Origin of the sequence: Gaetbulibacter sp. M240, from assembly GCF_043876815.1 — a bacterium.
In the GTDB taxonomy this organism is placed as follows: domain Bacteria; phylum Bacteroidota; class Bacteroidia; order Flavobacteriales; family Flavobacteriaceae; genus Gaetbulibacter_A.
The window spans coordinates 31564-52773 of sequence record NZ_JBAWKA010000007.1; the positions used below are offsets into that span (position 1 = coordinate 31564).

Genomic DNA, 21210 nt, shown 5'->3' on the forward strand with positions numbered 1-21210 from the left:
AAAAAATTTAGAGCTTATTGACATATTCCAGTTGATCTAAAAAAGTTTGATCCTTAATGCCTTCAACAAAATACATTTTCATCATACCTCTGTTTTTAACTTCAATTTCTCCCCTGTATTTACAGTAAAAAACATCTTTAACTAATTGATAGGTGTTTTCGGAAATATTTATCTGTCTTGCAGCCGATTGTGTTTCCATCCGAGAAGCGACATTAACCGTATCGCCCCAAATATCATAGGCAAACTTATGAATCCCCACCACTCCGGCAACTATGGGACCCGTATTAATACCTATACGGATATCAAAGCCTGTGAGCTCTTTATTTTGGAAAGAATCCTCTATAAATTTAGTGATTTCAAAAGCTGCCAAAATCATTTTAAAAGGATGGTCGTTATTCGGAAAAGGAAGCCCACCGGCACACATATAGGCATCCCCAATAGTTTTGATCTTTTCAAGACCGTACTTTTGCATAATCTGGTCGAATTCTGAAAAATAATACCCTACACTGTTTACAAGTTCTTCCGGAGTTAATTGGGCAGAATATTTTGTAAACCCTATAAAATCAGTAAACATCACAGTAACAGAATCAAATTTTTTGGCTTGAACCTTTCCATTTTGTTTTAGCTCTGTAGCTGTTTCTTCAGGTAAAATATTGTGTAATAAACTATCAGAAATATTCTTTTGTTCTTCAATAATGTAATTAGTCTTTCGCACATAGTAATAGCGTCTATACAAGCCAATTGCCAGAATAATAATCAGGAAAATAGCAAAGCCTGAAGCATAGATAATGTACTGTTGCTTCTTTTCCGTTAAAGATTGAATTTGTGACTCCTTTTCTAAAAGTTGGATTTTGTTCTCTTTTTTTTCCAGATCATAATCAAATTGTAATCCGCGTATTTTATCAACGGTTTTTGAATTGAAAAGGGAATCTTTTTTGGAAGTGTAAAGTTGTTTATAGCTGAAAGCATTTTTAAAGTCCTTCTGCAAGGCATATGCCGAGGACATCCCGTTATATATATTTACTAATTCGTCATTAGCTTCAATCTCCTTGGCTAATTCTTCAGCTTCTTTAAATGCATTTATTGAGGCACTAAAGTTACTGTTCTTATAAATTTCGCCCAGACCCTCGAGTGCTTGAACCTCAAGTAGTTTTTGATCGTTGAATCGGGCCAACTCATAGGCCTCATTCAAATATTTTATAGCCTTCTGTTTCTCCCCCTTCTTTAAAAAGACCTTACTTAGTTTAATCAGGTTTCCAGGTCGGGCTGTTTTAATGGTATTAATATTCAGAGCTGCCTGGTAATAATTCAATGCTTGATCAAACTGAGCCTGTTTAAAATAAACTTCACCAACACCTAACAAATAACCGAGTTCTAATTTTGGGTTATTTACCCTTGATTTAAATTCTACAAATTTTTTATAATATTCTAAAGCTTTTTCAAAATTATTCATTTCGGCGTAAACCCCCCCAATATTGAGTACTGTTTGGGCAATATTAGGATAATCCTCTTTTTTTTCTGCTATGCTTAAGGCCCTTAAGTAATACCCTAATGCTTTAGCATTAAAACCCTGACTATAATAAACCGCACCAAGGTTATTTGATAGGTTAGCGATACCGGTAGTATCCTTGATAGACTCAAATACGCGTAAGGATTCTGTCCAAAAATCGAGAACTTTTAAATAATTGCTTTGGTAATAATTTCCCAAACCAATATTCTTTAAAGCATAGGCCTCTCCCTTTTTGTAATTTAAACCCTTGGCAAGATCAAACGCTTTTTGAGCATAAATTAACGAGTTGGGAATACCCTCAGTTATTAAAACGGAATTGCTCAAAGCATTAAGAGCATTTACTGTTACCGTATCCTTTACCCCTTTTGAAGCAATCGCTTTTAAACTATCAATCGATTGGGATTGAGTAAACCCTAACTGGGCGTTTACGAATATCAGAATAAAAATAAAATATTGTCTTAGGGTGAAATTCATAAATCGATCACTCTTTTATTATGCTGTAGGTTCTTATATCAGAATCACTTGTAATTCGAACCACATAAAATCCTGATGCCATTTGCATCATGTCTATTTCTACGGTAGCTAATGGTGAGGGAAAACCTCCGGCATCAATTTTCAAATATCCATACATATCGAAAACCTGAACACGAGCACCAGTTTCCAGTGTATTCTGTTTTACATACAAGGTTGTTAATACCGGATTTGGATATAGGGTATAAGCACCATCAAGCTTGGCATCGCAGGTACCACTTTCACTGGTTGAAGAGGAGGATACAGAGCTTTTATGAGTTCCTTCGAACGTGGTTAAACTCCAAATTAATTGGTTTCCGTCAAATTTAATTTCGAAGGTCCCACTTCCCGGCATGAATACCGTTGGCAATTGACCACTAAAAGCTGTTCCTGTTAAAAAATTTTCCGGGCCTACATTCACATATACCGGAAAATCGTTATCATTCTCATACCTGAATACCGAAGTATAGGGCATGCCATTTGTCGCAGAGGGATCATAGCGTACACAATCGGAATAAGATCGCACTCTTCTTGCATTTTCATCAGCAGGATTCACAAATAAATGGGTTTCATTATAAACAATTATATAATTTTCTGTGTCATCCAACTCCACATAATAGGCTCCGGGGACATTGGTGTTGTTATATGTTGTACCATATTCATCAACTAAGTAATATGGAATGCCTTCAGGGAATACAGTAGATTCATTTTCGTCATATACAAAACCTTCAAAATCAAATATTAATTCCGGGATAGTACCCTGACTTACAATAAGGTCATCCGGAGAAATAGTCAGATTTAGTGTGGCCTTTGTAATGCTTAAAGTGCCATAATTCGTATCATGTGTGCTGCTTATTGCATAGTTATGAGGATCTCTGATCTTCATGGTGTAGTCTCCTAATGCTTTTAAGTCAGACAATTCATATTCAATGCCATCCTTAACAAAATAAAATGGAACCCCATCAGGAAAGACTGTTTCCACAGATTCCTGAGCATCCCCTTCAAATGCCCATCCCTCAAAAGTAGTTCGGTCTAACAAGATCGCCTCTGTAACAGGTTCGCCATAGGCTACTGTTAAATTTCTGGTTTTAACATTTAAATCTCTTGGATTTATGCGCATCAGACCGGCGCTATAAATTATATTGAAGTTCGCCGACATTTCGTTCAGAAAGGCTCCGGGATATATATAATGGCTGTCCTCTTCGGGATGTGTTACATCAATTCCTGTGATCATATTTAAGGCATAGATTTCAGATATAGATCGATCGGGATCAGAGCCATCTTCAGGTGGAGCATCTTCTGCATCAACTATAGAAAATACCTGGGCATATTGCTCATATGGTCTGTCGGTATTATCTGCACTAACCAAGGCTTCAAATTTACTAACAAGAGCTTCAAATTTATTTTCAATTCCAATTAATACATCCCCGGCAAACAGGTCCTCGGCACTTACCAGCGCTTCAAATTTGCTTACCAGAGCTTCAAATTTATTGGTAGTTCCATTATCAAATGCTTCTCGTGCCGAAATGTAATTTATAAAATTCTCATTATACAAATTAATCACATTCATACCACTGACAAGAGCCTCAAATTTATTTTGAATAGTACGCCCCGTAGCAGTCCAGCTACCTCCGTTTAAAAAGCTCATATCGTAGTTACTCACGAGAGCCTCGAATTTACTTACGAGAGCTTCAAATTTATTTGGGATACCATCTTTAAAATCACTGGCGTGCGTTTGTTGAATTAAACTCTTGAAGGCATCGATATTTGAAATTCCGGTACCATCAAAATCATAATTAAATAAAAAATCAATAGGATCTCCATAAGTATAGATCAAATCCGTTGGGATAGTGATGTCCAGATCCTTTTTAGTAACTGTCAAGTAACCTACCTTTCCAATGTCCGGATCAGGATTTATATATCCTGATATGAAGTTGACCTTATATGTATTGGCAAGTTCTTGCGATAACTCGGTTTCAAATGACGGTTTAATCACATAATCAAAGACAATAGGGTAACCGCCTTCAGCAAGTTTTGCGTCTGCCCCGGAACTTAATTTTACACTTGGAAAACCTAAAGAAGCCATTATTTCGGGATAGGAAAGCGTGGGGTCTACAACCTCCGGGGGTAACCCATCTACCTGATAGGTTAAGCTTATATCCTGCCCATACTCGTAAACGGAATTATCTGGAACTATATTGATGGCTATTGTGCCATCAGGTAATATTTTAACCGGATCTGAAAATCCTCCATTACCCTGGGTTCCTGGCTTTGCTTCGGTATAAATCTGCAGATCTGGATTTCCAGTAAACGCAGGAATAGTTGCAATTATTTGAGAATCGGATACCACTTCAAAATCAATAATTTCCTGTCCGTCAAAATAAAGTTTTGAGGGATATGGGTCGGTATCTTTGGTTGGGAAATAATCTCCGATAATAGAAAGTGTTATGGGTTCGGCACCTGGGTTTCCATTTAAAACAGTCAATGAGGTTATTTTTGCAGTTTGTGCAGCCAGACTCTTAAATGCATTTAAAGCATTTAGGAATTGACCTAAGGAACCATCTCTGGTAGTAAATGTAGTACCAGAATTCTTGAATGTATTGAGTGCTTCAAGAGTTGTAAACGTTGAGCCACCAGATCCATCAGGATACCAATAGGGTAACGCCGGTTTTAATAATGCCATGGCTGCTGCTGCATGAGGCGCAGCGGCTGAGGTTCCATAAAAATTAAGTTTATCATCTTTATCACAAGTATCACAAGTAGCTAATTGGCCCACGGTTGTAGATGCTGTGTTTCCGCCATCTGGCGCATACATATCAATATCGAGGAAAGTACCGTCCTTCAAAAGGCCACCATAACTAGAGAAAGACTCCGCTATAGGATTATCAGCATAACGGTAATCAACGGCACCAACTGTAACCGATACATTCGTCATAGCATGCCCACTTACCGTTGGAGCACCATTACCAAAATACTCCGAAAATAGAAGTCCGTTAGGCGCACCATCATCAGCATTGGTTTTAAAGGCAATGTATCTGAAAGGGATATTTGATGCTCCGTTCGCACTGGTAATTATAATATTGGCATCTCCCGTTCCAGTAGATTTAAATACAATGATCTCTGTAGGATCTCCATTAAAATTAACCCGATTGTTTCCAACCAGTAAACGGCCTGCGTTATCAACCACATAAATATCCAGATCGTTGTTTGCTCCAAGTTCATTTTCTTGAGAAGCAGCATCCTCCTTCCATTGCAAGGCAATTAAATAGGTTCCCGGAACAACACTTATTTTTTGAAAATAATCTTCACTGCCATCAGCATTCACTCCAAAAACATGGGCTCTGGTTGGGCTACCTGAAGGAATAAAATTAGTTAAAGGCGTCGTGGAAGATGAATTAAAAATAGCTTGAAATCCTTTATTGGCAATATTTCCTGCTGATGTATAATGAAAATTTCCCGGCGTACCTGAAAACGTATTTATTTCTTCGGATATGCGTCCTTCACCAAAGAAGGGCTCGGTAATAAATGTTATATCATCAACAATAATATCGCAACCGGCAAGTGCAAGGGCTTTAAACCCCAGCTCAAATTCTCTGGGAGAAGCTGTTGCCGAATGAAATGCCAGAGAGGTACCCGGCGCCACATCATGGATGAGTTGCAACATAGCGCGGCCTTCATCGGTTGCTTTGTATTCATTATCCTTTAATACCTCAACATTACCAGGTAATTCGCCATTAGCAACATCAATGGCCGCATAAGCCGGTGCTCCAAGCGCCATATCGTAACTATCTGATAGCACCCCTATTTTAACACCGGTTCCGTCTACGGGGAGAATATTACCTTCACTATCAATTAACCTAAATGACTCTCGAACGGCATCCGACTTTTGTGCGCCGTCTCCCTGAGTCATCACGCCTCCAGCATTATTGTATGCGGGATAAACTGGTCTGGCAAAATTTATAATGTTATCGTAACTGTTTAAAGCGCATAAATCAAAGGTGTTAAAATACACATCAATGGACGCCAAATTGGCGTATTTTGTAATATCAAATAAAAAATCAGCATCAGGAATATTAAAAGGCGCACCACGCAATAGATTAAGAACCTCTTGCATTTTATTCGCTTTGGGAACGATTTCAATTAAAACCTTTCCTGAATTAACCTGAAAAATAACTGAAGAAGGTATATCGCCGGCAACATTATCACACAAGGCCGATAATTCCTGACCAATTAAATTAAACGATTTACCGTTATTTCCAACCACCGGAAATATAAATCCATCTTCTGGGCTGCACTTTGCGGAATTAGCATTCGCATAAACAGTATGGGTGTTCCCATTACTGATAATGGTCCATTCTACTATGTCGTGAGCTCCAAATTCTTTGGTGAACACTTTTTCGTTTGTTCCGGGCTTAAATTTATTGAGACCTTTAGCAACTTTTTTGCCGTTGTTAGTTTTTATAATACTTAATGATTCATCCAGAACAACCTCTTTATTTGTAGGGTTATCATAACTGAAGGTAGCCTGATACAGGCCATTCCCTATATCTTTAACACAATAAAGAACGGGTTCTATATCCTTGCTCTTCTGGGCGAATGTGTTTAATGAAAAGCATACACCGAACAGTATAAGCACAACGCACTTTGTAAAAGCATAATTATTATTCATAACGAGGGAGTTATAGATTAATTAATAATGGTGGTAAAATCAATTACTTGACTGTACCTCGTTTAAAAAATTAATTAAAAAGAACTATGCTTTTAAAAGCGTATATCTTTTCAACAGTATTAGAAATTCGTAGGGGAGAAGAAGTAAAAATAAACTAAATTTAGAGAATAATTATTAACAAATGTTTAGGTTACAATATATTTGACAAATACCTGTGTTAATTGTTAAAATTTTTGGTTTTCAATATCTTTATTGTCAATTTTTTATTGAATTGATAACAAATTAAGCTTTTGACGTAATTTATTTTTATGTTTTTGGCGCTTATTTAGAAATTCTACAATCTGTAGATATCATCTTTAAAATAAAAAAGATGTTTTTTACCTAATTCTATTCATTTCTATATGTTAAAATCTTGGTTTTAAGTTTTACTTAATTGAAATTCAAATTTTTACTTTACATTCAACTTTTCAGCCACGCTGTCATAACATTCCAAAGAGAGAACTTCCGTCCAGGTTGTTGGTTCGGTTCCTCCATATAATGCTAAGTAAGTCACATCGTTTTCTTTGAACGATGCGTGCCAATGTTCTGTTTCCTTATCACAAGTAATAACATCCCCTGCTTTCATTATGATAGGTTCCTTCCCTCTTTACTGATAATACCCCTTACCTTCAACAACGATCAGAACTTGAGGCGTAGTGTTTATGCCAATCTAAAGTAGAATTAGCTTTAAAAGTTGCTTTTGTAATGTTGTAATTAATATCTCTATCTCCATCTGCATGAACCAAGGAACTTAACCATGCCTCACAAATATAATAGGTGTTAGGTGCTTTGGTTCCCTCATCTTTGAAGGAGTGTATTTCTTAATCTGAATTTTGAGATAGACTTAGGATGGGAGTCATCATTAACAAGATGGCGGTAAATACTTTCACAACGAATTTTTTAGTTGATCTATAAATATATTGAAAATTTAAAAGAAAATTTGCAACATAAAAAGCTTCTTCCCTTTTTCCATAACTTCAAATCTTGGGTATACTATGACTTCTTAATTACCTGTATTTGGGCGGATTATCCCCTTAATTAAAATGGATAATATTCTACATTTACCACCAGCCTTAAAACCAACTTTATCAACATTCTTATGAGAAATGAACTTTTAACCTTCCTGATTTTAGTAAGCACTTTAAGTGTTAATTCACAGGATTTAGCATGGACTGGAAATGCGTCCAACAGTGATTTCTTTGATGAAGAAAACTGGCAAAATTCTAGCACGAATCTTCCACCTTCTGCAGGAACCATAGATCCGAACCAAGCCATAAATATAAATTTACAAATTAGTGATGCCGGACTTACTGAGATCGTTGCAACCGGAGTAATAAATTTAGGGACAGGAACCCTTTCTATAACCAATTCCTCTTTAAAGGCCAATGCAATTTCCTCAGGCAGTCTAGTTATTAACGGCGACGCCTATTTGACTCTAAGTGACACTAGTCCGCTTCAAAATAATGTGTCTGTAAACTTCACTTCTGATGTTGGTTGGATCAGAACATTGAGTAAAAAGCCTTCAGAAATATTAAATGATCATCTTAGTCAATTTGCTATTAATAGTTCAGCCGCAGTATACCAATCCAATCTCAGGTTAGATAATTATTATTCCAATGGCACTATTATTCGAGGCAACCAATTAACAGCAAATGCCCTTTCAGTTTATAACAACACCTTTTTAGGTGGAACTTCGTCTGGTATAACAACGGATGTCGTACATAACGGAACTGGAATTCCAAACAATATGAATGATAATATAGAGTCATTCGTTTTGAAAAAGGGCTATATGGCTACCTTCGCCATACTGGAAGACGGCACAGGCAAGAGTAAAAATTATATAGCCTCAGAAGAAGATCTTATTATTAATGAACTGCCTTCGTATCTCGCAAATGATATTTCTTTTATTAGAGTTGTGCCCTGGAATTGGGTCACCAAAAAAGGAGTGGGTGGCGTTTACGATGGTATAGACCATAGCTGGTATTACAATTGGGGCAATGGGAATAATTCAAATTTACCAAGGGAATACGCCCCAATGTCCTGGGGATATGGCGGTGCAAATGATGACGCTGATATTACTAATTACAAATCAAAGTATAAGGTTACTCATGTACTGGCCTTTAATGAATCAGACCAATGCGATAAACAGTCCGGACAATATAATAACCTTTGTGATACAGATGTAGCCGTAAGCACCTATAAAAATTTAATGAAAACAGGTTTACGGCTGGTATCGCCCAGTTGCACGGAAAACGCTCCTTTTGGCTGGCTTAAAGAGTTTCACGACAAAGCCAATGCACAGGACATAAGAATTGACGTTATTGGAGTACACTGGTATGACTGGGGATCAAACCCTGCAAGCTCACCAAATGCAAATCCTGAAAATGTATTTAATCGATTTAAAAATTATCTGCAACGCGTTTATGATTTATATGGTTTACCAATTTGGATCACTGAATTTAATGCCAATCCTAATAGAAGTACAGCTACTAATTATGCGTTTATGCAGTTGGCCTTGCCATATTTAGAAACCCTGGATTACGTTGAAAGATACTGTTGGTATCAGCCCAATTCGGGAGTTGCAGATTATTACACAGACGCCAATCAAACTACTTTAACAGATGTTGGGGTTTATTATAATAATCAAAGCGCAACACCATCTGTTCCTGAAGCTAGCCTCGCAGCAGATAGCAACTTGGATATTTACTATGCCAATTCATTATCAATAGATGAGGTTTCAACATCCACAATCGTCTTATTCCCTAATCCATCCACTGGATATATTAGGTTAAGATCATCAGCCTCTATGGCATCTTATAAAATTTATAATACGACTGGTCAATTGATACAGAGTGTCTGGAATTTGGATACCAATGAAACAGAAATAAATCTTAGAAATCATAACACAGGCCTTTATTTCATCTTGGTGAAAGACACTACGGGCAATATATTCTCTGAGAAACTGCTTTTAAATTAAATGGATGATTTTGATGAATTCATTATTTGAATTCAGTAAAAAGCAAAACAATACAAAAAGCCTCTACATTTCTGTAGAGGCTTTTAATTTTTGCCTCCTCTCAAAGGCTCGAACCAAATATTATAAAAATCAATCATCAATAAACTAATAATTGTCTACTGGCCATATTACCTTGATTAATAGATCTATTTTATGAAGGCAAAAAACCTTACTACTAAATTAAAATCCTGATTAATTTAAAAATTGTAAAAAAAAAACTATCTTTCAAAGAACTAACTATCAAACATTTGGATTTCAAATTATTTTCTCAATCTCGAGGATCAAAGTTATCTTTTCCCTTATTTATTCTATTATTAACATTAGGGTGTTCCGGTATTTTGCCCAAGGAAATTACAAGTGCTTATGAGTCTTTGCCAGAAATTGTAGACTATAATTTTCATATCAAGCCTATTCTATCGGATCGGTGTTATACATGTCACGGTCCCGATGACAATACTAGAAAGGCGGGGTTAAGACTTGATATAGAAGAGGAGGCGTTTAAAAAATTGGCTTCTGGAAATCGCGCTTTTGTTAAGAACAATTTGAGTAAAAGCGAAGCCATACATCGCCTGCTTAGTAATGATCCTAATGTCATGATGCCCCCACCAGATTCAGAACTCAAGTTATCTGACCGTGAAATTGCCATGATTGCCAAATGGATAGAGCAAGACGCTGAATGGAAAGAGCATTGGTCATTTCTCGCCCTATTAAATCCTAAAGTTCCTGAGCTTAACAATGAATGGACACGTTACAATGAAATAGATAGTTACATTCAAAATAATTTATTGCAACTCGGTCTAAAACCATCTCCCCAAACAGATAAAGAGCACCTTATTAGGAGAGTGACTATGGACCTTACCGGTTTACCACCAACCGTTGAAGATATTGATACCTTTTTAAATGATAATTCTGAAGACGCTTACGAAAAGGTAGTGGATCGTTTATTGAAAAGTGATGCCTGTGCCGAACGCCTGACCCAAGAATGGATGGATGTATCACGTTATTCCGACTCACATGGTATTTCATTTGATGGCTACCGTACTTCATGGCCATTTAGAGATTGGGTGATTAAGGCCTTTAAAAATAACATGCCATATGATAAGTTTGTTACTCATCAGCTTGCTGGTGATCTTATTCCTAACGCTGACGAACAGTCCAAAATAGCAACTGCTTTTGTAAGAATGAATCCTTTAGAAGGTTCTGGGGGTTCCATCCCGGAAGAGTTCCGAGTTGAATATGTCAACGAAAGAGCTGGAGTTGCAGGAACAGCACTTCTTGGGCTCACAGTTGAATGTGCTAAATGCCATGATCATAAATTTGATCCCATTACGCAAAAGGAATTTTATCAAATGTCCGCTTTTTTCAACAACACCATGGAATATGGTTTGGCACCAGTAGATTCTGACCGAGCACCGACACTTGTTCTTCTAAGTGACAAAGAGAAATCCCAGATCAACACTTATATGGAATTGCTTGAGGTTGAAGAAAAAGAACTTGGAAATCTAGAAAAAATAGCTTCTTCAAGTTATAACAAGCCACTGCCAAAAGTTTCGGTTTCAGATCCTATTGGATATTATCCGTTCAATACCCTAAAATTTTACAAAAAAGAAATCAAGAAAAAGAAAAAGGAAGAAGACAAGGACGATAAAAATAAAGACAAGGAAAAAAAGGAGGAGGTAAAAAATAAAGAGTTTAAGGAATTGCAATTGCTTGACAACAACAAGGAAGCAGAAGCCAATTTAAAAATTACACTTACCGATGGAAAATATGGTAAGGCCGCATATTTTAATGAAGAATATGATAACATATCACTTCGCAAAATAGGTGAGTTTGAACATTACGACCCCTTTAGTGTTAGCACTTGGATAAAAACCGAAAAAGATTCGGTAGGGTCGTCACAAACCATTATTGGCAACTCAGGCACCATATTACAATTCCACCGTGGTTGGGAACTGGCATTGGATTCTACCAACCATGTTAAAGTGCGATTTATCCACCGTTTGCCCGATGAGGTTATTTCTGTAAGTTCTTTAACGACAATTTCTGCTAATCAATGGCAGCATATAGGATTAACTTATGACGGTAGCAAATCTGCAAAAGGCATCTCTATTTTTGTAAATGGAAAAAAAGTAAAAACAAAAACCCATTTTGATCAATTAAAAAGGTCGATTATTCCAATTACTCTAGATATGAAGCGCGATTCCCTTCCTTTAGTAGTTGGTAAAAGCAATAGATTATGGACTGAGGATCTAGGATTGTTTCAAGGTGCTATTGATGAAATAAAAATCTATGACCGTCAATTATCTAAATGGGAAATAGCCGCTTTAGGAGAGGCCGAAATAAATAAGGATTCTGAAGAAATCAAGAAGGAGTACTGGTTCTTAAAAGATAAAAGTTTAGATTCAAAAAGAAATAAGATCCGTGAAACGAGAATGAAAATCAGTAAGATTCTCGACAGTGCAAACGAACTGATGATCATGGAAGATATGAGTGTGCCCCGAAAGACTTATGTCTTGGAAAAAGGTCTTTATAATCAACATGGAGAGGTTGTCGAGCCTGGTGGGATTAATAAAGTACTTCCATATAGTAATGATTTGCCTAAAAACAGATTGGGACTTGCCAAATGGCTTTTCGACGAAAAGAATCCTATTGTTCCTCGAGTAGCAGTTAACCGGTATTGGCAAATGATATTTGGTCAGGGATTGGTCAAAACAGCTGAAAACTTTGGAAGTCAGGGTGAACGACCAAGCCATCCAGATTTACTAGATTGGCTTGCTGTTGATTTTACGGAACATGGCTGGGATTTAAGGCATACCATTAAGCAAATGGTTATGTCGCATACTTACAGGCAAACGTCGTATTGTCCTGAAGACTTAAGAGCAATGGATCCGGAAAATAAATATTTAGCGAGAAGCCCTTCGTATCGTTGGCCTGCTGAAATGATCCGGGATAATACATTGAAAGCTAGTGGCCTACTTGTTCAAGATGTAGGAGGCCCTAGTGTTAAACCATATCAACCAGAAGGGCTATGGGAAGAATTAGGCATGGCTTCAAAGAAACTTGGAAAATATGAACCAGACAAAGGAAAGAATTTATACCGCCGGAGTTTATACACCTTTTCCAGACGGTTTGCTCCAAACCCTTCAATGATCAATTTTGATGCAACTTCAAGAGAAATATGTACTATAAGAAGAAGCACAACAAGTACGCCTTTGCAAGCACTTACTCTTTTAAACGATCCACAGTTTGTTGAAGCATACAGGGTGTTATCGGAAAAAGTTCAAAAACAATTTCCAGAAAATGTAAATCAGCAAATTGAATTGGCATTTAGGTGTTCCACAGGTATTAAACCTAATAAAGACCAATTAATTGTACTTAATGAACAATACCAGCAGTCTCTTGAGCAATTTAAAAAAGAACCAACCATGGCAGATTCCATTTTGTCCGTCGGAGAGACGCCTTTCGATAAAGTGCTTTCCAAAGAAAAAACGGCTGCTATGGCTCTCGTAGTAAGTACAATATTCAATTTTGACGAAACTTATATGAAACGATAACAAATATGGACGACCATAATCACCACAATCCAATTAGTCGGATGGATTTTCTCCGTAAGTCCACTTTAGGCCTTGGCGCTATATCTTTGGCTTCTCTTATTAATCCTATAAGTGCATTTGGAGCTTCTTTAAATTCGCCTTTAGGATCTCATTTTGCTCCTAAAGCGAAACGAATTATTTTTCTAAATATGATAGGGGCACCATCGCAATTGGATCTTTTTGATTACAAACCAATTCTAACAAAAATGCATGGTGTAGAGTTGCCAAATAGTGTTATGGGAGATCGTGTAACAGCGTCTGTTGCCGCACAAGCCACCAAGCCTATCGTTCGCCCTCTATATGAATTTAAACAGCGTGGGCAGAGCGGGATGTGGATGAGTGACCTCATGCCTTATATGGCACAAATTACGGATGAGTTATGTATGATTAACTCTATGTATACAGAATCGGTACAGCACGAACCAGCTCAAATGTTTACCCATACAGGTTCTGAAATTCCGGGAAGACCGACTATAGGGGCTTGGATTAGTTATGGCCTCGGTTCCGAAAATGAAAACCTCCCAAATTACATCGCTTTAATGACTAAAGGCAATGAAGGGGGTTCATCAAGATTACTTTCAAGCGGTTTTTTACCGACCGAACATCAAGGTGTTCAGTTTAGGAGTGGTAAAAGCCCTGTATTGTTTTTAAATAACCCTCCAGGTGTTACGGAATCCATACGACGAGAACAACTTGATCATCTCCAAAAATTGCAGGATCAAAACTATTTAACTTGGGAAGATGAAAGTATTAAGGCAAAAATGTCACAATATGAAATGGCATTTCGTATGCAGACTTCCGTTCCTGAAGTCATGAATACCGAGGGAGAACCTGATCATATTTACGAACTATATGGTGAAGACAGTAAAAAGCCCGGAACTTTTGCCAGCAATTGTTTACTGGCACGGCGATTGGCTGAACGTGGTGTACGTTTTGTACAATTATACCATGGTGGCTGGGATCACCACAGCAATTTGCCCAAACAGATTCCAAAAAACTGTAAGGATGTCGATCAAGCTTCAGCGGCTTTAATCATGGATCTAAAGCAGCGTGGCCTTTTGGAAGATACCTTGGTTATATGGGGTGGAGAGTTTGGCAGAACTAGCTTTTCCCAAGGTCAATTAACAAAAGATAATTTTGGTAGAGACCATCATCCCGATGCTTATACCATGCTACTGGCTGGAGCCGGAGTGAAAAAAGGTCTAACTTTTGGAGCCACTGATGAGTTTGGGTATCATATTCTTGAAAACAAAGTCCATGTTCATGATCTTAATGCTACAATATTGCACCTTATGGGATTAAATCACGAAAAACTAACCTATAAATATCAGGGCCGTAGATTTCGATTAACGGATGTTCATGGGAATTTAGTAAAAGGAATATTAAGCTAATGGATTGGGAGCTATTTGTTGGTCGTTTCCATCCGTTAATTGTCCATTTACCAATTGGCATTTTTATTTTAGGCTATTTTTTTGAAATATTATTTCAACTGAGATACCGCAATGTTGTTAATTCCCGGAAATTCATCATATTAACTTATAGTATAGGCCTTGGAGCTGGTTTAATTGCTGCCTTAACCGGATGGCTGTTATCATTGAGCGATGATTATGGTATAAAACCCCTTAACAACCACATGTATTTAGGAATTGCTACACTGGGGATCATGTTGGTGGTTATTATTTATCAGGTTAAAGCACCAGAAGTTAAAGCTAAATTTAAATTTTTATTTTCTACAATTACCATACTTTTAATTGGTTTAACAGGCCATTTAGGAGGAACCCTTACTCATGGTTCTTCATACTTGGTGGAATATGGGCCTGAATTTCTGAAGAGTGAAGACTATATCGGATTAAAAACCATCAATGAGATGAATTCGGATTCTGTTCAAATTTATGCGCACATAATACAACCACTGTTTAAAGCTAATTGTATCGCTTGTCACAATAAAGAGAATTACAAAGGGGGCTTAATTTTGGAGCGCTATAATGATTTGTTTAATGAAGCTGATTACAACTACCCAATAACCGCAGGAAATATTAGCAATAGTGAATTATTTACAAGAGTAAGCCTACCCTCAAATCATGAAAAAAGAATGCCTCCACGCGGGCTGGGATTAAGTTACACCAATATCCAAATCCTAAAACATTGGATTGAGAATGGAGCAGATAGTTTAGCAACCTTTAACCCTGAGGTAATGAATAAGGAGTTAATAACACTTATCAATCGTGATTACGGGTTAGATTTCAGTCCAAAACCTTATTATGAAAAGGTAAAGGTTGATAGTTTAGATGACGGGATTATGGTCCAACTCCGTAAGTCAGGATTCAGGGTAAATTATTTAAGCGAGACTAACTTTTTATTGGATGTGACATTTAAAAACGATTCAATCAATAAGGAACAAATTGAACTATTAAATAAGGCCTCCAATCAAATTACGGTATTGCAATTGTCGGATTGTAACCTTTCAGACGAACTTCTTAACAGCATTGCTCCCATGGAACATCTAACACGGATAGATATTAATAAAAATAAGCTGTCAGAAAGTTTGACTCCGTTTTTAATCAAGCATGAACATCTTGAGGCTGCCAATTTAAGCGAAACAAGCATAACGAATGAATCCGTGCAGAATATACTTTCTTCGAACGGCAGTTTAAGAGTTTATGTAAGAAACACAAAAATTACTCCCGAAGAGGTTGAAAGCCTAGCACAGAATTACCCCAAAGCAGAGATCATTTCTGAATTTAAATTTGAAAAAGTTCAGCAAGCCAAATCTGTTTTTAGACAAGACTTAGAGGATTAGAGAGTTTCTCTTTTGTCTAGTTTTTTGTTGCTATAAATTCAGCAAACCCCTGAACGGTTGCTTTGACACATTCGCATGGAGTAGGCCCATCTTCTTTTTCACGATTGCACGGCTCTTCTACCAATTCTGCCAAATTTTCTCTTACCCATTTCCTCGCTTCGTAAAAGAGTTCTGGATCATTAGAAGATGTTTCTACCGATTTTATATGTCCATCGATAATTCCCAAATGAAAAGTATCGGTCACATGAAGATCAAGCTGAAGTGCTTGGATTAAATCATCTCTTACTGTTACCGGGCAAACCACAAGTGTATCATTTTTTACAATGCAATCCGCCCGGTCCAAGACGCCGTAGTTGCCACATTCGGCCCATTTTTGATAAAATATAATCCCTTGACGTGATCTATTTGCTTGCGATAGAATTGATTTTAAGGAATCTTGATCAAATGAGTAGAAAGCATCAATAAATTGATTCGCTATTGCCAAATTGTTATTATTATTTATTGCCTCTCCTGATTTGGACTCATTTTTACATGCCCCAAAAAGTGTAAGGCATATAAATAGCGTTAGTATTTTTTTCATACGGATTAATTTTGGATTCCATTGGAATTTATAAAGGTGAATTAAATAATGTTTTAAATTAAACAATTATGTTGAATCGTGAGATAAAAAAAGCCTCTACATTTCTGTAAAGGCTTTTATAATTTTCATTTCAATGGCATCAAAGCTTTTCCCAATTAAAGAAAATACACGAACACCCAGATATCCCTGTAAATTTAAAACACCACTACATCACTCCAATTTATCCAATATTATACCTCATGGAATTTCTCGGACACAGGTAATAATTAAGTTTTATTCCTTTGAAAATATCAATTTTTAATAAAACTTATTTCAAAATGAAAATAATACGAAAATTAAACGGAGCTCCTAAATCTCTATTTATTCTATTATTAATACTTGTATCGAGTTGTAGTAAGGTTGACCCACCTGAAACTAATCCCACAATAGAAATATTTTTTATTGTTTTAGACAAACAAACCAGGGAACCAATATACGATGCGAGAGTAGCGTTAAATGGACCATTAAGTTGCGGCGGATACGGTGGTTGTGCATCAGGAACCCTGAGTTACGGGAAGTCAAACGAAAAAGGCGAAGTAACAATTACAATAAAAGAGAAATATTACTTCGAAATTGAATCTGTTTCGGTTTTGATTGGATTCGATAAATATCAAGCCTTTTTATTCGACCCTAATCTTGTTGAACTACTTATTGATTAAAAATTATTATTTGGTAATAATAGCTTAAATAACCAAAAAAAGCCTCTAAATTTTTGTAAAGACTTATTTTTTTGCTAATCCGAGTGACAACCTTTAGGAACAAATTTGCTGTGTTGATGAAAGTCCAATACCACTGCCTCCTTAAGGAGGTTAATAATAAAAAATAGTTACTATTTTAGAGGAATGAAAAAATCAAGAACTTCATTCCTTTTTTTTTGTAGTTTATTAGTGAATATTCTTGTCCTAGAAAACAATAAAATAGTATCCCAAAATCTACCAGACAGTACGCTTTTCTATTATAATTCAGTAAAAGAAATAAAAAATGTTTCTGAAACATTAGATGCTTTCAAGTTTTTTGAAAATCAATCTAGAAAGGCTCAGGCAAGAAATGATTCTATTCAAGTAGCGTATTATTTGGAGTTAATTTCATTTGGGCAATTTAAATTAGGCCTATATAATGACAGCGAAGCTTCTGCGATAAAAGCCCTTACTTTTTTAAGTGAAATAGATTCTTCAAAGGTCAAAAAACCATTAATGCGTTTATATAATCAATTAGGCTTGTTGTATCGAAAGATAGATGATTACAATAATTCTTTATTATTTTATAATAAAGCTTTGACTTTACAGGATGATGATCTAAAAAGCAAGATAGCTATTATCACGAATATCGCTAATATAAATGCAGATCAGAATCTTTTTCATAAAGCTGTAGAGATTTTAAATCCTTATTATTCAGAAGCTTTAACTTTAGAAAACTCTAACATAAAAGCAAACTACATTGATAATCTTGGGTTTTACCAAACCTATGCGGGAGATGAGAAGAAAGGTTTAGGCAACATGAAGTTAGCATTAAGTATTAGAGAAGAGTTAAATGATTTAACTGGGTTGTTTTCAAGTTACAGACATCATGCTTTATATCATTTAAAAAAAGGTGATAAAATACTAGCTTCTAATTACATTGAGAAGACTAAAAGCATATCAAATAAGATAAATAGTAAAGTCTATCAGCGAGAGACTTTACAACTGGAACTTTCATTAGAAAATAATCCTGCGTTTAATAAATTCGTTAGCCTCACTAATTTTTTAGAAAAGGAACAAAGGTTAAAAGAAAATAAATTTGCTGCAATAAAATATAATATTGCTGAGAGCGAAAGAAAGTTGAAAGAAAGTCAACTTCAAACTGAGAAACAAAAGCAGTTTAAGTTCTTTTACTTTTTTTTAGGGTTTTTTCTTTTAATGGTAAGCGTATTTGTGTATTTCTTTTTAAAAGCTAAAAACAGAAGGGATAGACTCCTGCAAGTATATGACACTGAAAAACGTATATCAAAAAAAATACATGATGAGGTGGCGAATGATGTTTATAGGGTTATGTCTAAATTTCAAAGTGAATATGAATACCAACAAGGCTTATTGGATGATTTAGAGATTATCTACAATAAAACTAGAGATATATCTAAAGAAAATGAAGCGGTGAATTTTGAAGAGGATTTTGGGACCGTGTTGGTAAATCTGTTTCAAAATTATGATAATAAAGAGATTCAGGTTATTACAAAAAATTTAAGTTCAATTGTTTGGACTTCTATTTCTGATTTGAAAAAAGCTGCGTTATATAGAGTTTTTCAAGAGCTAATGACTAATATGAAGAGGCATAGTCGAGCAACACTTGTTATATTTTCATTTGAATATAAACAAAAAAGAATAAATATTTACTATACGGACAATGGTGTTGGTTGCAATTTAAATATTGGTAGTGGTCTTCGAAATGTGGAAACCCGTATTCATTCGGTAAATGGAATAATTAATTTTGAGTCTAAGCCTGGAGAAGGTTTTAAAGTAAAAATAACCTTATAAGTATGTACAAGAAAGTCTTAGTAGCCGACGACCTGGGTAGTATTAGTCTTGGAATTAAGACAGTTGCGAGGTCTTTAGGTTTAAGAAATTTATATGAAGTAAATTATTGTGATGATGCATATCTTCAAATAAAAAAAGGAATTCTAGACGGCGATCCTTTTGATTTGTTAATTACAGATTTGTCCTTCAAAGAAGATTATAGAACCCAAAAGTATCCCTCCGGGGAAGATTTAATCAAAATATTGAGGAAGGAAAATATAAATTTAAAGATAATTGTATATTCCATAGAAGATAGGGTTCAAAAGGTAAGGACCCTTATAAATGAATACAAGATTAATGGCTACGTTTGTAAAGGGAGAAAAGGGTTGGAAGATCTTTCAAAAGCGTTAAAGATTACATTTGAAAACAAATTATATTTATCTGAACCTGTCACCCCGGCAATAAGTAAAAAAACAATTTTAAATATTGATAATTTTGATATTTATCTTCTACAAAATCTTTCCGAAGGTAAATCGCAAGAGGATATTAGTGCTTACTTAAAATCAAAAAAAATGTCACCAAATAGTTTAAGCACTATTGAAAAAAGACTTAATCGGTTAAAAATTCAATTCAATGCTAACAATGTTATTCATTTAGTTGCGATTACAAAGGATATGGGACTTATTTAGTCTGTATTTGTTAGCATATAAAGGGAATGTTTAACACAGTAATTTTTTTCAGACCTTCCAGGGACAGCCAAAAGGCTGGTAATTTCTTCATTCATCTATATTCTAATTTCCAAGCCTAATTTTCTAAATAATTATGGGAACCCGTAATGAAGGTTATTGCTATTAATTTATTTTGGCTACGCTATTAATTATCCGAGGGATTAATTATAAGCTCTCCATCCTAAATTTTGGATGGAGAGTTTTTTTCTTGATTAACGGAAATCCTAATATCCTTTTACGATTTTAAGGCTAATTTTATTGATCATTAATGGGATATTATTTAATTTTTTTCAAACAAATAAGCCTCTACATTTCTGTAAAGGCTTTTGTTTTTTGCCCCATCTTGGACTCGAACCAAGGAAATTATCTTATTGAAGTCCAACTATTTGAGAACATTGACAGGTTTTTTAGAGCTTTTCTATTCCCTCAAACATTTATGTAAGCTATTTCCTTATATTTGATTTTAAATGCTTCTGCCAAATATCCCTGCCGTAAATATTGAATATGTTTGAATTTAAAAATACTTATGATACACGTGTATACACCCGGGAACACATCCCATTGGCAATAATTTTAGAAATAATAAAATTAACTTTAAATGGAAGCAGGTAAAAAAACAATATTCTATAAAATTACCTGGATTTCTAATATTATTAAGAACGGGCTTTTTTGGCATGGAATACGTAACACATTGGCGAAAATTGGATTGGATTTTATGCCGTATTTTTGGGAAATAGGTTCCATCGATATAGAACCCCCTCGAATTAGGGATGATGAATCCAAATACAAATTATCTGTTTTCGGAGAGGAGGAAATAACCTATATCAAAAATAATGTTATAGGAATTTCCCATAAAGATTTAATGAGTGATCTCAAAAATGGAGATACTTGTTTAGGCATTAAGAAGGGTGATAAAATTTCAGTTTATTCTTTTATAAAACATGAAAGTTTTTCTATTCGAGGTAGGAAATTTGAATTAAAACCTTTTGAGGGCTACGTACATAACACCTACACATTCGAAGATTTTAGGGGTAAAAACTTAGCGCCTTATTTACGCTATCAAAGCTATCAATATTTAAAAGGTAAGGGTATTGATAAGTACTATAGTATAAGTGAGTATTTTAATAAGCCTACACTAAAATACAAACAGAAGTTAAGCATTAAGCCACTGAAGTTATATCTAAGCGTCATATTATTTAAAAGATGGGTATTTAACTTCACTCTAAAATCATACTGA

Annotated in this window: 12 protein-coding genes; 8 read left to right on the top strand and 4 right to left on the bottom strand. The window is 35.5% G+C overall.

What is annotated here, in order from left to right:
• Positions 1-7: 7 nt before the first annotated feature.
• From V8G61_RS14980 to V8G61_RS14990, 3 genes are all read right to left on the bottom strand, one after another.
• Entirely contained in the window at positions 8-1984 is a 1977-nt protein-coding gene (locus tag V8G61_RS14980) for an adenylate/guanylate cyclase domain-containing protein (protein WP_394876706.1), read from the bottom strand.
• 7 nt (positions 1985-1991) lie between these two features.
• Entirely contained in the window at positions 1992-6689 is a 4698-nt protein-coding gene (locus tag V8G61_RS14985) for a S8 family peptidase (RefSeq protein WP_394876707.1), read from the bottom strand.
• Between the two features lie 448 nt (positions 6690-7137).
• Positions 7138-7314 carry a hypothetical protein gene (locus V8G61_RS14990; protein WP_394876708.1) on the bottom strand — a complete coding sequence of 59 codons (177 nt, stop codon included), beginning with the start codon at positions 7312-7314 and terminating at the stop codon, positions 7138-7140.
• 513 nt (positions 7315-7827) lie between these two features.
• Between V8G61_RS14990 and V8G61_RS14995 the strand changes: the two genes are divergently transcribed.
• The 4 genes from V8G61_RS14995 (at position 7828) to V8G61_RS15010 (ending at position 16137) form a co-directional block, all read left to right on the top strand.
• Positions 7828-9705: a glycosyl hydrolase gene (locus V8G61_RS14995; protein ID WP_394876709.1), complete on the top strand. Its 1878-nt coding sequence runs from the start codon at positions 7828-7830 to the stop codon at positions 9703-9705.
• 287 nt (positions 9706-9992) lie between these two features.
• Positions 9993-13298, top strand: a complete 3306-nt coding sequence (locus V8G61_RS15000; RefSeq protein WP_394876710.1) for a DUF1553 domain-containing protein — start codon at positions 9993-9995, stop codon at positions 13296-13298.
• Positions 13299-13303: 5 nt separating this feature from the next.
• Positions 13304-14728 (top strand): DUF1501 domain-containing protein, encoded by a 1425-nt coding sequence (locus tag V8G61_RS15005; RefSeq protein WP_394876711.1) that lies wholly within the window; start codon positions 13304-13306, stop codon positions 14726-14728.
• Complete coding sequence (locus V8G61_RS15010) at positions 14728-16137, top strand: DUF2231 domain-containing protein (protein ID WP_394876712.1); 1410 nt, start codon at positions 14728-14730, stop codon at positions 16135-16137. The genes V8G61_RS15005 and V8G61_RS15010 overlap by 1 nt, the downstream gene beginning before the upstream one ends.
• A 16-nt stretch (positions 16138-16153) precedes the next feature.
• Here the strand turns inward: V8G61_RS15010 and V8G61_RS15015 are convergent, their stop codons facing one another.
• Positions 16154-16717: a hypothetical protein gene (locus V8G61_RS15015; RefSeq protein ID WP_394876713.1), complete on the bottom strand. Its 564-nt coding sequence runs from the start codon at positions 16715-16717 to the stop codon at positions 16154-16156.
• 317 nt (positions 16718-17034) lie between these two features.
• On the opposite strand from V8G61_RS15015, the gene V8G61_RS15020 reads away from it, so the two are divergent.
• The 4 genes from V8G61_RS15020 to V8G61_RS15035 all read left to right on the top strand — a co-directional run bounded on the left by V8G61_RS15020 (position 17035) and on the right by V8G61_RS15035 (position 21210).
• Positions 17035-17415, top strand: coding sequence for a hypothetical protein (locus V8G61_RS15020; RefSeq protein WP_394876714.1), 381 nt, complete (start codon positions 17035-17037; stop codon positions 17413-17415).
• A gap of 183 nt (positions 17416-17598) precedes the next feature.
• On the top strand, positions 17599-19266 hold the full coding sequence (locus tag V8G61_RS15025; protein ID WP_394876715.1) for a sensor histidine kinase: 1668 nt from the start codon (positions 17599-17601) through the stop codon (positions 19264-19266).
• A 2-nt stretch (positions 19267-19268) separates the two neighbouring features.
• A complete protein-coding gene (locus tag V8G61_RS15030) occupies positions 19269-19934 on the top strand; it encodes a response regulator (RefSeq protein WP_394876716.1) in 666 nt (221 codons plus the stop codon).
• A gap of 637 nt (positions 19935-20571) precedes the next feature.
• Positions 20572-21210 carry a hypothetical protein gene (locus V8G61_RS15035; RefSeq protein ID WP_394876717.1) on the top strand — a complete coding sequence of 213 codons (639 nt, stop codon included), beginning with the start codon at positions 20572-20574 and terminating at the stop codon, positions 21208-21210.

What these genes read in the sequence shown, in the direction of transcription:
- V8G61_RS14990 (WP_394876708.1), bottom strand. Translation starts at nt 7,314, where the DNA reads ATGAAAGCAGGGGATGTTATTACTTGTGATAAGGAAACAGAACATTGG.
- V8G61_RS15035 (WP_394876717.1), top strand. Translation starts at nt 20,572, where the DNA reads ATGGAAGCAGGTAAAAAAACAATATTCTATAAAATTACCTGGATTTCT.
- V8G61_RS15005 (WP_394876711.1), top strand. Translation starts at nt 13,304, where the DNA reads ATGGACGACCATAATCACCACAATCCAATTAGTCGGATGGATTTTCTC.
- V8G61_RS15030 (WP_394876716.1), top strand. Translation starts at nt 19,269, where the DNA reads ATGTACAAGAAAGTCTTAGTAGCCGACGACCTGGGTAGTATTAGTCTT.
- V8G61_RS14980 (WP_394876706.1), bottom strand. Translation starts at nt 1,984, where the DNA reads ATGAATTTCACCCTAAGACAATATTTTATTTTTATTCTGATATTCGTA.
- V8G61_RS14995 (WP_394876709.1), top strand. Translation starts at nt 7,828, where the DNA reads ATGAGAAATGAACTTTTAACCTTCCTGATTTTAGTAAGCACTTTAAGT.
- V8G61_RS15015 (WP_394876713.1), bottom strand. Translation starts at nt 16,717, where the DNA reads ATGAAAAAAATACTAACGCTATTTATATGCCTTACACTTTTTGGGGCA.
- V8G61_RS15010 (WP_394876712.1), top strand. Translation starts at nt 14,728, where the DNA reads ATGGATTGGGAGCTATTTGTTGGTCGTTTCCATCCGTTAATTGTCCAT.
- V8G61_RS15020 (WP_394876714.1), top strand. Translation starts at nt 17,035, where the DNA reads ATGAAAATAATACGAAAATTAAACGGAGCTCCTAAATCTCTATTTATT.
- V8G61_RS14985 (WP_394876707.1), bottom strand. Translation starts at nt 6,689, where the DNA reads ATGAATAATAATTATGCTTTTACAAAGTGCGTTGTGCTTATACTGTTC.
- V8G61_RS15025 (WP_394876715.1), top strand. Translation starts at nt 17,599, where the DNA reads ATGAAAAAATCAAGAACTTCATTCCTTTTTTTTTGTAGTTTATTAGTG.